At 59.9% G+C, this 15,468-nt stretch carries 8 protein-coding genes; 3 read left to right on the top strand and 5 right to left on the bottom strand.

Features of this window, described 5'->3' with window-relative positions; all coding sequences use genetic code 11:
• Nucleotides 1-17: 17 nt before the first annotated feature.
• Both GAL01_RS12165 and GAL01_RS12160 read left to right on the top strand, forming a co-directional pair.
• Nucleotides 18-764: an SDR family oxidoreductase gene (locus GAL01_RS12165; RefSeq protein ID WP_062027888.1), complete on the top strand. Its 747-nt coding sequence runs from the start codon at nt 18-20 to the stop codon at nt 762-764.
• Nucleotides 765-964: 200 nt separating this feature from the next.
• On the top strand, nt 965-1,360 hold the full coding sequence (locus GAL01_RS12160) for a (R)-mandelonitrile lyase (RefSeq protein ID WP_062027885.1): 396 nt from the start codon (nt 965-967) through the stop codon (nt 1,358-1,360).
• Between the two features lie 22 nt (nt 1,361-1,382).
• Here the strand turns inward: GAL01_RS12160 and GAL01_RS12155 are convergent, their stop codons facing one another.
• The 5 genes from GAL01_RS12155 to GAL01_RS12135 all read right to left on the bottom strand — a co-directional run bounded on the left by GAL01_RS12155 (nt 1,383) and on the right by GAL01_RS12135 (nt 14,812).
• Nucleotides 1,383-3,398: a phosphocholine-specific phospholipase C gene (locus tag GAL01_RS12155; RefSeq protein ID WP_062027883.1), complete on the bottom strand. Its 2,016-nt coding sequence runs from the start codon at nt 3,396-3,398 to the stop codon at nt 1,383-1,385.
• A gap of 29 nt (nt 3,399-3,427) precedes the next feature.
• Complete coding sequence (locus GAL01_RS12150; protein WP_062027909.1) at nt 3,428-5,818, bottom strand: TonB-dependent receptor; 2,391 nt, start codon at nt 5,816-5,818, stop codon at nt 3,428-3,430.
• 238 nt (nt 5,819-6,056) lie between these two features.
• On the bottom strand, nt 6,057-8,366 hold the full coding sequence (locus GAL01_RS12145; RefSeq protein ID WP_082790625.1) for a GH92 family glycosyl hydrolase: 2,310 nt from the start codon (nt 8,364-8,366) through the stop codon (nt 6,057-6,059).
• A 29-nt stretch (nt 8,367-8,395) separates the two neighbouring features.
• Nucleotides 8,396-11,626: a GH92 family glycosyl hydrolase gene (locus GAL01_RS12140; protein ID WP_255308590.1), complete on the bottom strand. Its 3,231-nt coding sequence runs from the start codon at nt 11,624-11,626 to the stop codon at nt 8,396-8,398.
• Between the two features lie 126 nt (nt 11,627-11,752).
• Nucleotides 11,753-14,812, bottom strand: coding sequence for a TonB-dependent receptor plug domain-containing protein (locus tag GAL01_RS12135; RefSeq protein ID WP_082790573.1), 3,060 nt, complete (start codon nt 14,810-14,812; stop codon nt 11,753-11,755).
• A 420-nt stretch (nt 14,813-15,232) separates the two neighbouring features.
• On the opposite strand from GAL01_RS12135, the gene GAL01_RS12130 reads away from it, so the two are divergent.
• The coding region (locus tag GAL01_RS12130; RefSeq protein WP_276526890.1) for a solute carrier family 23 protein at nt 15,233-15,468 on the top strand (236 nt) is incomplete at its 3' end.

Here is a 15,468-nt window from a genome sequence, read left to right as displayed (position 1 = left end):
CAAGACGGAGCCGGATCATGAACAAGGCTATTGCCAGCAAGATTGTTGTCATTACGGGTGCGAGCAGCGGTCTGGGAGCGCAGGCTGCCCTTCATCTTGCGGAGCAGGGTGCGACTGTAGTGCTGGGCGCACGGCGTGAAGACCGGATCAGGGCCCTTGCGGAAGAGATTATCGCCAAGGGTGGAACGGCGCTTGCAGTCGAAACTGATGTGACGGACCGCGCTTCGGTTCAAAACCTTGTCGATACTGCCGTCAGGACCTATGGCCGGATTGACGTTCTGCTCAATAATGCGGGCGTCATGCCTCTCTCACCGCTGGAAAATCTGCGCGTCGATGAGTGGGACCTGATGATTGATGTGAATATCAAAGGTGTTCTGTATGGAATTGCCGCAGCTCTGCCGCATATGAAGGCGAAAAAAAGCGGCCATATCATCAATGTGTCTTCGGTTGCTGGCCATCGCGTTCTTGAAAACAGTGCCGTGTATTCCGCCACGAAATTTGCCGTGCGGGCGCTCTCCGAAGGGCTGCGGGGGGAAGTGAAGCCCTACAATCTGCGTACGACCGTTATTTCCCCGGGCGCTGTGCAATCGGAACTGCTCGACGGCATTCATGACGAAGCGACTGCGGAACAGCTTCGGAATTTCGTACCCGGTATTGCGATCAGTGCTGAGTCTTTTGCCCGGTGTGTGGCTTTTGCGATCAGTCAGCCCGAAGATGTGGACATCAACGAAATTCTTTTCCGTCCGACCAAACAGCAGGTCTGACGCATTCCGGAGCAGGTCTGCCGCGATGGCTGAAACAGGCAGGCGCGTAAAAGGCGCCCCCTGATGTCCTGCGCGGCAGCCAGAAAAATTCATTACGAAAACATATCGTAATATCCGGGTTGAGCGCGCGCAATGATGCGGCGGCCTTCATAAAAAAAACAGAATTCAACGGTTTTGCGGCATATACAGGAGTATCGGTCATGGAAATTACGCGCATTGGATCTCAGTCTTCCGTGAAGGGACCGTCTGACTGGTTTACAGGGAGGGTGCGGATTGACCCGCTTTTCAATCCTCCCGAACCAGCGCGGGTGACGACGGCACTTGTCACTTTTGAGCCGGGGGCGCGGACTGCATGGCACACCCATCCGCTCGGGCAGACGCTGATCGTGACTGCTGGCTGTGGCTGGGTGCAGCGCGAAGGTGGGCCGGTTGAAGAAATACGTCCGGGTGATACCGTCTGGTTCGCGCCTGATGAAAAGCACTGGCATGGCGCCACGGCCACCACGGCGATGAGCCATATTGCCATTCAGGAAAAGCAGGATGGCTCTCCGGTGGACTGGCTGGAGCAGGTTTCCGAGAACCAGTATCGCGGTTGAGTTTCCACCAGGTGGTCAGATGCTATGGCTTCGCGTGAGGCTCTGTCAGGCTCGGCTGGCCATTTTCGATGTGCCCCGCCAGTTGCAGGGTTGTGTGGGGCCGTTCGGCGGACTGGATGAGCAGATCGTACCAGTATGAAGCCGGGGCAATGGCCCAGGGGGTCGTCAGGGTTTCGTCGGGCTGCAGGGAAATTGTGCGATCTCTGGCGCTGTGTTTTTCCGTGATGTGGAAGTTCTGGAGCTTGGGCGTCCCGTTGCGAAGCGACAGCAGCAGGACGTCACGCTGCGGATCGTACTGGAGTGTGGCTTCGGGAAGCTCCTGTCCGCGCAGGGCGCGATAAAAGCCGTTGGGGCCGTGAACCGTGACGGAATTCTGATCGGAAGGGTTTGCCGGAACGGACAGGCTGGTGCGGGCATCGAGGGTGTAATGTCGGGTGGTGCCGTTGGAACGGACCCGGAAGACGGTGCCCTGTAGGCCCGTATTGGTCAGTCTGAGGGTTTCGGGGGCGAGGAAATCGGCCTGTAAATGATAGGGCAGGGCGCGGGCCGGGCGTTGTCCAGTTTCCTGTCGGGGCAGTTTCTGGACTGTCGGGACGACCGGATGGGGAAGCACGCAGGAGCGTCGCGTTTCGGGGAGATAGTCGTCCGTGTTTGGGAGGCTTGCGGTCCATGTCCGGTCTGTCTGGGCAAAATCGAACACGGATGTCAGGTCGCCGCATACGCTGCGACGCCACGGCGTGATGTTCGGGCATTTAACACCAAACCGCGCTTCAAGAAAGCGCAGAACGGAGGTGTGGTCGAACACCTGCGAATTGACCCAGCCGCCTTTTGTCCAGGGCGAGACGATGATGGCGGGGACGCGCGGGCCGAGTCCGACCGGAACATCGTGATAGGACTCTCCCTGTGTTGAAACCGTCCCACCGCCCTGCTCCGCGGTCAGTGCGGGGACCGGGGCGGGGACGTGGTCGAAAAACCCGTCATTTTCATCGTAATTGAGGATGAAGACGGTGCGTGACCAGACGTCGGGATGGCGGACGAAAACGTCCATGAGCTGGGAAATGAGGTGTTCGCCGTAGCCGGGTGGGGCGTTGGGGTGTTCGCTCAGGGCTGTGGGCGGGACGATCCATGAGACCTGAGGCAGGCGTCCTTCCGAGATGTCGCGTTCGAATTCGGCGACAAGATAGCGACCTTCGGTTGTGTGCATGTCGGTTTCGGTGGAGCCGGGCACGATCTGACGCGCCCTGCGATACTGCCAGGATGCCGGGTCGAGGTTGCGAAACTGCGCGAAGGACGCCAGCGGGTTGTCGCCGAAATTGTCGTATTCCTGATAGACGCGCCATGAGACACCGGCGTCCTGAAGTTTTTCTGGATAGGTGTCCCAGCGGAACGGCGTGAAATCGGGGTGGTCATGGGCCATGTCGGCCGACCAGTTCCCGTCATCTACATTCTCAACGGCCTGTTTGCCGGAATGGCCAACGGCCAGACCGCTCGTTCCGGAAAACAGGAAGAGACGGTTGGGATTGGTCGGGCCGAAAAGGGAGGCGTGATAGGCGTCGCAGATCGTAAAAGCGTCGGCGAGGGCGTAATAATAGGGAATTTCAGCGCGGGTGAAATGACCCATGGTCATGGGCCCCTTGTGGGAGATCCATGTGTTCCAGTCGTTCCATGCGGCCTGGGTGCCTTTCCAGCTGTGATCGAGACTGGCGAGGCAGGCGCTGGAGGTGTGGGCTGTGTTGAACAGGAACGGGAGGACGGTGCCTCCCTTTCCGTCCGGCTGGGCAAAGACGCTGCTGCCGTCCGGCAGGCGTTCGGCGCGGGGGTCTGCGTGGCCGCGCACCCCCTGAAGGCAGCCGAAATAGTGATCGAAAGACCGGTTTTCCTGCATCAGGATGACGACATGTTCCACGTCCTGAATCGTGCCTGTGACGGTATGCGGCGCGATGGCGAGAGCACGCTTCAGGTTCTCGGGCAGGAGGGCTGCCGCCGCGGTGGCGGAGCCGAACCGGAGAAACTGTCGACGGCTGGGGGAACGTGGCATCAGGGCGTCATCCGTGAAGAGGTCAGCGATCAGAAGAAGTGCTTGCGCAGGGTAAAGAACACCATGCGGGGGGCACCGGCCTGAAGGGTCTGCAGGCTTCCGGTCGGGTCGCTGACGGCAAAGCCCGTGCTGCCGACGGTGGCGACATAGCGTTTGTCGAACAGGTTGGTGACGTTGATCTGGGCGTCCAGACCATGCAGCACCCAGTTATGGCTATGGAAGCGATAGCCGACATTCAGGTTGAAGATGTCGTTCGGCTTGATCCACTGGTCGTTGGTGTAGGTGTAGGTTCTGCGGCCTTGATACTGCATGCCGACATTGCCCCAGATCGAGCCGTCGTCGTAGCTGAGCTGTACGTTGGCCAGATTGCGCGGCATGGCGACAACGCTCTTGCCTTTGGTGGCGTATGTCACGCCGCCGGTCGTCAGGTTGTCGTCATAGGTGGACTGGTTGTAGGCGTAGGAGGCGTAAATCGACCAGTTATCGGTGAAATGGTAGTTGAAGGCAGCGTCGATGCCGCGTGCCGTGACACCGCCGACATTGCTCAGGATGCTGGCATAGCCCTGAACGTTCGTGCCGCTGGACACAGGTGAGATGGAGGCAAGGCGGTTTTCAAATTCGATGTAATAGCCGGTCAGTGACGCCTGGATGCGGTGGTCGTGATAGCGGTAGCCGATTTCTTCGCTGTAGGACATTTCAGGATGCAGCGAATTCTTGGCCGCTGCATATGCTGCGGTCGTCATTGCAAAAGGGCTGGTCGCGCCGGTTGTGGAATTGTCGAAGGCCGCCATGTTGCGTGCGAAATCGGCGAAGATTTCGTTGTGACGATTGATTCGGTAATTGCCGCCAAGCTGCGGCAGGAAGCCGTTGGCTGATGTGATGGACCCTCCGGCATAGGTGTTGGCGACCGGCGTGCCCATGTAATTGCCTTCAAGCTGGCGGGCGTGATTGTCGACGACCAGCGACTTGAAGCCGTAATTCAGCTTGAAGGCCGGAGTGATCTGCCAGGTGTCCTGAAGGTGGAACTGGTATGTCTTGGTATTGAACGCGCTCTGCCACTGCGTGGCGAACGGATTGTTGCGGAACCAGTGAACTGAACTGCCGGTATAGCCGCTTTCGCTCAGCGGATAAAAACGGCGTGCCTGTTCGAAGTCGTTGTTTTCGAACCAGAAGCCGCCGTCGATCGTGTGATGGGCGATTTTGTAGGTCAGGCCGCCGATAAAGCCTTCGCGGTGGATATCATATTCGGTGGTTCGTACCGAAATGGGCGAGCCACCCAGTGAGTCAGGCGTGGGTTCGTAGGGTGTGGCGTAAATGCCTTCGCCGGTATTGGTATGGCCGTAGACCGTGGCGTAGCCTTTGAGGCGGCTGGTAATGTCAAAGTCCAGTCGTCCGTAGCCCAGCGCGTCCTGACGCAGGCCGGCGGAGTTGTAATAGGACTGGTCCTGATTGGTGATGCCCTGCGGGAAGGCCGTGCCGTTCTGGTAGGCCCGGGCGATCTGCTTGGCCAGTCCGTAGTCGTTGGTGACGTTATCGACATTGTAGCCGCGGGTGTGGATCAGCTGCAGGGACAGATCCTGATAATCATTTTCCGCGCGCTGGCTGTAATCGCCGAACAGGGTCAGCTTGACCTTCTCCCCCAGCGGCTGGATGAACTTGGCGTTTGCCTGCTGTTGCTGCTGGATGCCGTCGCCTTTCCATTTGTTGGCGTCCTGATAATCGTATGAGACGTACAGTCGTCCGCCGCCCGGCAGCGTGCCGGAATTGACGCGGGCGAATGTGCGCCATGTGCCGTAGGATCCAACCGTTCCGGCGACGTCCACGCCATATTTGGTGGTGGGGTCGATGGACGTGAATTCGAGTGCGCCGCCGAGGTCGTTCGAGGCGGCAACGCCGACTGATCCTGCACCCTGGGCGAGTGTTGCGGGGCCGTTGTTTTCGGTCTGCAGGGCGCGGCCGATCGACAGACCGTTATCGTTGCCATAGGCGAGGTTGCCGAGCGGGATGCCATCCATCGTAAAGCCCAGACGGCTCTGGTCGAAGCCACGAATAATGATCTGCTGCGACCATTCGTAAGCGCCCAGCGGGTCTGAAGACGTGAACATGACGCCGGGGAGTTTCGAGAGCGTCTTCAGCGGGCTGGTGCCGGGGGCGACTTCCTGTAGCGCCAGATGGGAAAGGGTCTGGGTTTCGCGTGAGGCGCCGGAGCCGAGAACGACGATGGATTCTGATTTGTTGGAAATGGCAGCGTCCGGTGTGCTGCTTTTTCTGGCGGCGGCCTTCTGGGGGGCTGGCCGGGGTGTCCTGTGCTGGGCAGCGTCTCCGTGGGAGGATGTTTTTGCAGGGACTGGAGCCGCATGGGCGCTGTAGAAGACCAACGAACTCAGACAGGTGGTGAGCAGGACACCATTCTTTTTCATTTCGCGTTTTCCCGGCATCAAGAAGATAAAATCTGGGCGGTGATAACGCGGCGAACATTATGTTCGCGTATCTGTGATGTCGTGTAATAGTTTCATGACAAATATGTTTCATAAATATTATGAAGAAGTAAATAATTTTTCAGAATAGGTTCTCGTCCTTTAATGCGGAGTATAGTTCTGATTCAGGTTCCGGTCGGGAAGACCGCGCGTTACTGCGGGTCTTCCCTTTCATCAGACGTTATGCCGGTGGCTGGGCCTGCATGACGAAGTGCAGTTCGCCGCCTGCGAGAACGTCCTGCTGATGCAGGAACGGGGTGCTTAAAGGCTGACCGTTGAGCGTCATCTGGCCGACGTAGGGATGAGCGTCGTCCAGATTGTCGGCTGTGACCGTAAAATCATGTCCGTTGCCCAGATGCATGGTGGCACGGGAGACGAAGGGCCGGCCGATTGCATATTCCTGACTGGCCGGGGCGACAGGGTAGAAACCCATGGCCGTGAACAGATACCATGCGGACATCTGGCCCAGATCGTCATTGCCCGCCAGACCGTCGGGGCGCAGGGCGTATTGCGTCTGCATGATCTGTGTCAGACGCTGCTGCGTTTTCCACGGGGCACCTGCGTAGTCGTAGAGATAGGCGACATGATGGTCGGGTTCGTTGCCATGTGCGTACCAGCCGATCAGACCGCTGATATCCTCGACGTTCTTGAAAATCGCGGGATCGACCTTCGTGTCGAACAGTTCGTCGATCCGTGACGTGAATTTTTCGCGGCCGCCCAGGACCTTGATCAGGCCCGGAATATTCTGCGGCACATACCACGAATACTGCCAGGCATTGCCTTCGGTATAATCGCTTCCATAAGCGGCCGCGGCGGGGGTGAAGGGCGTGTGGAACGCGCCTGAGGATGTGCGGGCGCGCATGAAGCGCGTTTCGGGGTCCCAGACTTTCCGCCAGTTGTCGGAGCGCTTTTCGAACGTGCGCGCCACGTCGGTTTTGCCCATCGCGCGCGCCATGCGGGCCAGTGCCCAGTCGTCATAGGCGTATTCCAGTGTCTTGGAAGCGCCCTCGGGCTCCTTGTCGATCGGGACGTAGCCGATTTTCATGTAGTCGGTCAGATCGCCGTAGGGTCCGTAGGTCGCGCTGCGGATCATGCCCTTGAGCGCGGCTTCGGCATCAAAGCCGCGCACGCCCGCCAGATACGCATCCGCAATGACCGGTACGGCGTGATAGCCGATCATGCACCAGGTCTCGAGGCCCTGATACGCCCAGACCGGCAGCAGGCCGAACGGGCTGGTCTGCTGGGATGCGATGAGCGAGCGGATGAAATGTGAGCTCATATCGGGGCGCAGGATGGCCAGAAGCGGCTGTTGCGCGCGGTAAACGTCCCACATTGACCATGTGGAGTAGAACTCGAACCCATCCGCGCGGTGGCGCTGATAGTCCGGGCCGGTGAAGTCGCCGTTGGCATCCATGCTGAGCGTGGGGGCCAGCATGACGTGATAGAGCGCGGTATAGAACTGCGTCCGCTGCTCCGCCGTGCCCTGCATGTCGATGACTGACAGGGCCTCGTTCCATGCGCCCAGGGCCGTGTTGTGCTGTGCGTCGAAATCCCAGCCCTGTCCTTCGCTGTCGAGATTGGCGACGGCGTTTTCCTCGCTGACCGGGGAGATGGAGGTTTTGACGAGGAGCGGCTCTTTCAGGCGTCCGAAATCGAACACGCCTTCCAGTTCGCGGCCATTCTGGGCCTCATGGTCGACAGGGTGGTTCCCGGGGCCGCCGAAGCCGCGATAGGCCACTTTCGTTTCGCGGTTATACAGTGTGCGTTCCGTCATGGGTTTTGAAAAACGCATGGCAAAACACAGGGTCCGCCCCGGCGCCCATCCCCGCGTGGTCCGGCAGCCCGAGACCGTCCCATCGGGGGCAACATGCAGGCGCGCCCACAGAACCTTGCCCGGATAGTCGTAGATGCTGGGTCGCAGGTCCAGCAGCAGATGGGCGGGTTTGCCTTTGGGGAACGTATAGCGGTGCCATCCGACACGGCGGGAGGCGCTCAGTTCGGCGCGGATTTTATAGTCGTCGAGCGTGACGGCGTAATAGCCCGGAGTTTCCACTTCCGTGGCGTGGCGGAAGCGGGAGCGGTATCCGCTTTCCGGCACGGCGGCGTCGCCGGGCTCCAGTCGTACGTCGCCCGTAATCGGCATCATCAGAACGTCGCCGAGATCGGAATGGCCTGCGCCCGAGAAATGGGTGTGCGAGAAGCCCAGGATCGTCGGATCATCATACTGATAGCCCGCCGCCCAGGCGTAGGCGTGATGGAAATCCGTCATCGCGGTATCGGGGGAGAGCTGGATCATTCCGAATGGCATGGTGGCGCCGGGATAGGTATGTCCGGCGCCTCCGGTTCCGATGCGCGGATCTACAGCAGAGGCGGGAGAGGCGTCCGGCTTTGGGGGCTGCTGCGGTGTGGTCTGGGCATGGACGGGCAGGAAAGCCGTTCCGGACAGGAGGGTTGCGGCCAGAAGGCTTCGGGCGAGTGTGGAAAGCGACATAAGGGCTTGGGACTCCGGGAAATAAACGGTCAGGGGGACGGGGGGTGAGCGTGGCCCAGCAGTTCAAACTCTCCGGCCTCGGCAGAAGCGGGCTGGAGCACATGCCAGCGATACAGTCTGTGCGGCGTATGGTCGGGTAGAAGGAACGGGCGTGTCTGGTGTTTCCAGGGGAATGTTTCGTTCTCGCGATGGTCGATTTTCTGCCATGTCTTTCCGTCATCCGAAGCCAGTACGTCCCATGCGGACGGAGCATGGCCGGGCATGTCGGTGGAGGTGAGCGTATAGGCCAGCGCGGAAGCTCCGGCAGGGCGTGTGACGGTGACGTCTGCGCCGTCAAGGGAAGCGGAGGTCAGGGCGTCATTGTCGAACAGCGCGTCCGGTCCGGTATGGGTTGCCCCGGCGATATCGGCCAGATCGACCGCGGGGTCAGGGCTGTGTCCGGCCGGGGTCAGGGAGGGCAGCGACGCTTCTGGCGCGGTTCCCCAGTGCGAGGGATGCGGCCCCATGCGGAACAGCAGGTCGCCTCCATCCGCGATGTCGTCATGGCCCAGCCACCAGCGCGTGAGCGGTTTGCCGTTCAGGCTGACGGACTGGACGAAGCGGTTGCGGTCGCTGATACCGGGCGCCCGGACTGTCAGGACATGTCCTTTTCCGAGCGTCAGCCGCATGGTCTCGAAGCGCGGCGCGCCGATGGCGTAGGTCGGTGTGCCCATGCGCAGCGGATAGAACCCCGCCGCGCTGAAGATCCACCAGGCCGACATTTCGCCGTTATCCTCATCGCCCGGATAGCCCTGGCCGATCGCCGTGCCGCGATACAGCCGGTTCATGACGTCGCGGATTTTGTCCTGCGCTTTCCAGGGTTGGCCGGCGGTGTCGTACAGATAGAGGATATGATGTGCGGGCTGGTTGCTGTGGCTGTACTGGCCCATGCGGATGTCGTGCATTTCCCGCATTTCGTGGATTACGCCGCCATAGGCGCCGGTGTGATAGACGCCGGGTGTTGCGAAATAGGCGTCCAGCTTGCGCGCCAGTCCGTCGCGTCCGCCGTAGAGGCTGGCAAGTCCCTGCCCGTCCTGAACGGGGTCGAAGGCCATGGTCCAGGCGTTTGTCTCGGTATAGTCGCCACCCCAGGCGAGCGGATCGAACTGTTCTTTCGTGGTTCTCCACTGTCCGTCCGGGCGGCGGCCGACGAAAAACCCGACATCCCGGTCGAACAGATGGACGTAGTTCAGGGCCCGGTTGTGCAGATACCAGCTTTCCGCCGCGTAATCGGCTTTTGTCGCATCGGGCGTGGAAGCGGACAGGGAGGCAGCCATTTCACCCAGAGCAAAATCATTGAGTGTGGCGGCATTGGACCATGACAGGGCTTCGTCCGTATCGGTGTCGGTGTAGCCTCTGAACATGGAACGGTTGAGGCCTTTGCGGCCCACGCCGGGATTGTCGGGCATGACGGTCGCGTCCTTCAGGCCTGCGCGATAGAAGGACGCGGCATCGAAGTTGCGGACATGTTTGGCGTAGGCGTCCGCGAAGGCGACGTCTGCACTTGTTCCGGTCATGAGGTCGGCATAGCCGGGCGAAGACCAGCGCGCGATCCAGCCGCCTTCGCGGTATTGCTGGACGAAACCGTCGATCAACTGGCCGTCTTCTTCGGGTGTCAGCAGTGCATAGGCGGGCCATGCCGTGCGGTATGTGTCCCAGAAACCGTTATTGACGTAGAGCGGGCCGTCCACAACCGGAGCGCCGGTCTGCGTTGGGCCGTCGGGGTGCTGTCTCGGCTGGAACGGGCTGGCATGTCGCAGATGCGGTGCCTCCATTGTGCCGACATTTTCAGCCGCGTTGTTGGGGTAGAGATAGAGGCGGTAGAGGTTGCCGTAGAGCGTGCGCTGCTCATCCGGAGGTGCGACGGGGATCTGGATGCGGTCCAGCCTGCTGTTCCAGGCGGCTTTCGCAGCCTGTGCGACTGTTTCCAGTGTGGCGCCGTTTGGTAGTTCGAGCGCGAGATTGTGTTGCGCCTGATCGGAACTGATGAGAGAGGTTGCGATCCGGACCGTGACCGTAGGATCGGCTGTGGTGTCGAACGCGGCCCAGGCTTGCACGTCGTCGCGTTTCTGGCCGGTCAGGCGGCCTTGTGTGACGGCGGGACGGTCGAATTCGAGATGGACATACATCCGGCTTGCGCCGGTGGAGAGGTCGCTGGCGACATCCGTGTAGCCGTCTGCACTGCGTCCGTCCGGAGCGATTTTCAGACGGCCCTGATTGGTAATGTTGTCGAACACGACCTGTCCGCGCGTTGTGCCGCCGGGATAGCGGAAGTGCAGGATGGCCGCGTGGTCGGTCGCGGACATGTCTGCCGCGATTCCGTTATCCAGTATGACGGCATAGCGGTAGGGCAGGGCGGTTTCGTGGTCGTGCGTGAAGCCGATGGCGCGTGCGGTCCGGTCTGCGGAAGGCGTGTCTGGGCCGAGGGCTGGCATGATCTGGAAGGTATCATGATCGCCCATCCACGGGCTGGGTTCGTGGCTGAGGGACAGGGCTTCGAGGCGCGGATGGTTATCGGGGCCGTTGCGTTCCTGATACTGGTAAAGCCAGTTGGAATTGCCCCGCGTCACGGGTGTCCAGAAGTTGAACCCGTGCGGCACGGCCACGGCGGGGAAGTTGTTTCCGCGCGAATAATGGCCGTTCGCATTGGTGCCGCGCCGCGTGTCCACGAGGTCGGCGGGCGTCAGGCTGGTTTGATCCGGGATATTGGTGATGAAGGCTGCATCAAGATACACGCGGCGTGTTGTGCTATTTGGCGCGTGGGACGTCAGTTCGAGGGCTGCAACAGTCCGGCCCGCGGCGATGTTGCCGAGAGGCACGTCCACGAGCGTCCACTGGTTGGGGTAGAGTGCGCGTCCTGCGCCCTGACCCTGTGCTGTCAGGTCGGCGCCGGAAAGATCATGGGCGCCGAGTGTGGAGGCGCGGGTGCCATCGGTGAACAGGATGTCGAGGCTGGTGTATGTGGCGTCGTCTGTCAGGGAGAGCGGGTCGGCGACAGGGAAGATGGTGTAGGTGAGGTGCGAGTGTCGGGCGACGCGAAAGGCGGAACCGGGTTTTGCGATGACCGTCCGCAGGTCTGTTGCAGTGGTGTCGAGGCGAAGGGTTCGGAGGTTGGTCAGGCCGCTTCCGGCACGGGCCGTTAGAACTTCGTCTTTAGTGGGGCCGTCTGCACTGGTCAGGCTCCAGTCCGGGCCGGAGCCCGGCTGGAGGGTGAATGGCACAGGCGCCTCCGTTCTGCCGGAGGGCGCGGGGGGTGCCGGAAAGGCTCGGGGCACCCCCATGGCGATCATCGCCATGAGGAATGCCGTGCGCGAAGAGGAGCGCCTGATTGTGTGGTGCATCACGCCTTACAGTGTTGCCGTAACTCCGAAGCGGAAGGCCCGCCCCAGGGCACCACTCTGCGCCCAGGATGAGTTGTAAAGATAGGACCCATAGGTGCCAAAATCATATGGCGCCTTGAAACCGGCCAGATTGTAGATGTTGACGTAGCCGGCCCACTGTTTGTTGAACTGGTAGTTCACGGTCATGTCGAGATCCCAGAAATGGCGGACATTGCACTGGGACGGATAGAAGCTGCTGACATCCTGATAGAGGGCGTAATTGCAGTTTCCGGCCGTGCCCGGACCATCGTTGTCTTCTGCCGTGCCGTGATAGCCGCTGGTGTAATAGACCGTGAAAGTCGTCGAGAGTTTGTTCCAGGTGAAGGTGTTCTGCCAGTTGGCGCGCCAGCGGGGCGTTCCCGAGGCTGAGGTCGTGTTCCACGGGCCTTCGGTTCCGGCAAAACGTTCGACGCCTACGCCGGGGATGGTCTGGTTGAAGCGGTGGACCCATGTTGCATGGCCGTTGCTGTACCAGTTGATCATCTTCAGCGGGCCGGGCAGGCGATGGGTGATCGACAGGTTGAGGTCAACGCCGTCGGTCATCATGCTGTTGGCGTTGATGTAAGACGATTCAATGATTCCTGCACGGCGGGGTGCGTCAGGATGCAGCGGATCCGCAATGTCCGGGACCACGGTGTTGCCGTCGATCATTACCGTCTGGTTGGTGTTCATGGCCTCGTAGGCTGCCGCCACGGTTGCTGCCGGGGTCGGGTTGGAGACGATGACATTCTTCTCGCGGATGTACCAGTATTCCGCGCTGAACGTCATCCACGGGAAGGGGTGAAAGACCGGGCCACCCGTAAAGGTGTTGTTTGTCATGGGCTTGAGGTTCGGGTTGCCGACGCTCTGGCCGCCGAGGCTATAGGCCTGTGCGTAGCTGTCCTTGCTGCCGTTGGAATCCAGATGCTGGTTGATCCAGGTCAGGTTCGACGGGCCGTAGGACGTATAGCCAATGGTGGTGCCGTTGGTTTCATAGAAACTCGGAACCTGAAAGCCCTGCGACCAGGTGCCACGGAGCATGAACTCTTTGCTCGGCTTGAAGGTGGCGCCGATTTTTGGAGAAAAATGGCTGAAACCCGTAGAATAGGAGTCGTAACGTCCCTGGAAGTCGGCGTTCAGCATTTTCACGATGGGCGCGTTCAGTTCGAAATAGCCCGAATAGACGTAACGATGGCCGATCGCGCTGAACGGGTTGATGCTTTCGTACTGGTTGTTGACGTCAGTGGTGTCGACCGGGTTGGCGTTAGGGGCGCTGAAGCCTTCGTAGCGGACGTTGGTTCCGATCGCGAGGTTCAGCATGCCGCCGGGCAGTCGGACGAGCCCTTTGGTGACGGAGGCCTGCCAGGAATATTCTTCTGTCTTGGAATGGACGATTTCTGTCGGCGCGATGGCGTTCTTTGCTGCCGTGGAATTGGCGCTCTGGTCGACGAAATTATAGGTGCCGTTCTCGATCGCATTATTGAGATCGCCGATATTGATGTAGTTGCCGTATTTTGTTGAAAGATCGGTATTCATGCCGACCATGCTGGAGTCATAGTTCCAGTCACCGCCCCAGCTTGAGGGTTCCCAGCCTGTCAGATGCATGGATCCGCGGTAGTTCTGTGAGAACTGCGTGACTTCCGTGGGGTCGATGAAGCGTCCGTAAAGCTGTGCGCTTTCGTTGAGGGATGCATAGGGGTTGTTCGGGTTCAGTGAACCGTCCGGCAGATAGGCCGGGGCGAGCACGCCTTTGCTCGTTCCGAGCTGTGATTGTGTGTTGGCATAAAACGCGCTGGGTGTGCCGCTGTAGGAGGACAGGTTCTGGGAGTAGGTGAACATGCTGACGAGCTTGGCGCGCGGGCCGAGCTTGACCGTGAGATGCGCGGTGGCTTCCACACGGCGGTCATACGGTGAGATCACGCTGTATTTCGAGACTGTGTCCTGCTGGCACAGGCTGCTGACGGACCCTGTTGGCGTGCCGGTTACATAGCCCGAATGCGCTCCGGACAGACCGTTGCAGCCCGAGGTCGGATTGAGTAACTGATAGCCACTGAGGGATTTTCCGCTGCTGTCGACGGCCTTGGCCGCGACGCCTGTGGTCTGCGTGACGGCATTGCTGAATGTGCCGTCTGAGCCGAGGATGTTTCCATCCGCGTTGCCGCCACCGATGCCTGTCAGGTTGCTGGTGTTGTAGGGATAGCCGATCTGGCTGTTGGTGATCATGTCATCGGACTGGTATTCCGAATTGACATAGAAATTGTAGCCGTCCTTCTCCACGTCACCCACGCCGTAATTGGCGTAGAGACGCTGGTGGCCGCCATAGCCGCCCTGATTGAGGCCGCCTTCGGCGTTGCCTTCGAAGCCCTTGATCTGTTCGCGCGTGATCATGTTGATGACGCCGGCCACGGCGTCAGCGCCGTACAGTGCGGAGCCGCCATCCTGCTGCACGTCGATGGTCTGCACCAGAGACGCCGGCATCCAGTTCGTATCAACGAAGTTGCGCGCGCCATCATCGCCTGCGGGATAATAGGACAGGCGCATGCCGTCCATCATCACGAGTGTTGCGGAGGTCTGGAGGCCGCGAAGAGAGGGGGCAGACGCGCCGCCCGCGAAGGCGCCATTTGCAGAGAAAGCGTTGGTCAGGTTGCCAGAACCGTTGGATGACAGAAGCTGGAGAGCATCGGTCACGGTTTTGATGCCGCGTTGCTGGAGCTGTTTGGCCGTGATCTGTTCGATCGGGGACGCGCTGCTCAGGTTCTTGTCGTGGAACAGCGTTCCCGTGACGACAACACTTTCCGCACGGGTTGAATTGACGCCTGTTGCGGCGGCTTTTTGCAGCGTGGCCTTGCGGGATAATGTGGTTGCCGAGGCTTTTCCCGTGGCAGTGCGGCTTTGGGGCTTGGTCTGTTTCGGAACGGCAGTGCTGTCTTGTGAGGCGCTGACGGCCTGGGCCAGCGCCGAGCCGGTGGGTGCTGTTACAGCGGCCCCGGTCAGCGCGGAAAAGGCGAAAAGCATGATGTTTCGACGTGGTGCTGATCTGGCTTTCATAGAAACACAATCCTCACGCTGGGAGAGAAAACTTGGGGATTCGTTACCGGGTGATGTCATTCCGCAAAAATAACATAATGATCTGATAGCTTGGCTTTATTGACTGAAGAACTGGAGAGTCGCGCCAAAACGTATTAAATATAAATTTAATATCGTTGTGTTGCATGAAAACCTGATTCTGGCCATTTGTTACGAAATGAAACGGAAGTTATTACCGGAATTATGGAAATTTATAATTTCGAAGTGGGGTATTGTATTTTAATTTTGTTCAAACTTTGTTCATGTATTTGGTTGTTGTTTTAACGGAATGATAATTTCGCGGCAGGATTGATGACGATGCGCGCGTATTTCCAAGTCGGCTGTGGAGGCCCATGTAGCCCGGCTCCGTGCTCAGATCCGCGCGAACGGAGGACACTGAGGATGGGTGAACGCTGGCTTCCGGTTTGGCGCCGGGCCCAACGGACGGACATGATCGCGCCTGACGAGCATCCGGGCGTGGGACAGACGGTCCTGCTCGGCGGCCAGCATGTCCTTGCGATGACGGGATCGACCGTTGTGGGGCCGCTGCTGATGGGGTTTGACCCCAATGTGGCGATCCTGTGCTCGGGGCTGGGGACGATCCTGTTCTTCCTCATCACCGGCGGTCGGATCCCGAG

Source organism: Gluconobacter albidus, assembly GCF_002723915.1.
Classification (GTDB): Bacteria; Pseudomonadota; Alphaproteobacteria; order Acetobacterales; family Acetobacteraceae; genus Gluconobacter; species Gluconobacter albidus.
The sequence above is the reverse complement of the archived record's forward strand: the minus strand, read 5'-3'. Positions and strand labels throughout refer to the sequence as shown.

What these genes read in the sequence shown, in the direction of transcription:
- GAL01_RS12165 (WP_062027888.1), top strand. Translation starts at nt 18, where the DNA reads ATGAACAAGGCTATTGCCAGCAAGATTGTTGTCATTACGGGTGCGAGC.
- GAL01_RS12160 (WP_062027885.1), top strand. Translation starts at nt 965, where the DNA reads ATGGAAATTACGCGCATTGGATCTCAGTCTTCCGTGAAGGGACCGTCT.
- GAL01_RS12155 (WP_062027883.1), bottom strand. Translation starts at nt 3,398, where the DNA reads ATGCCACGTTCCCCCAGCCGTCGACAGTTTCTCCGGTTCGGCTCCGCC.
- GAL01_RS12150 (WP_062027909.1), bottom strand. Translation starts at nt 5,818, where the DNA reads ATGAAAAAGAATGGTGTCCTGCTCACCACCTGTCTGAGTTCGTTGGTC.
- GAL01_RS12145 (WP_082790625.1), bottom strand. Translation starts at nt 8,366, where the DNA reads ATGTCGCTTTCCACACTCGCCCGAAGCCTTCTGGCCGCAACCCTCCTG.
- GAL01_RS12135 (WP_082790573.1), bottom strand. Translation starts at nt 14,812, where the DNA reads ATGAAAGCCAGATCAGCACCACGTCGAAACATCATGCTTTTCGCCTTT.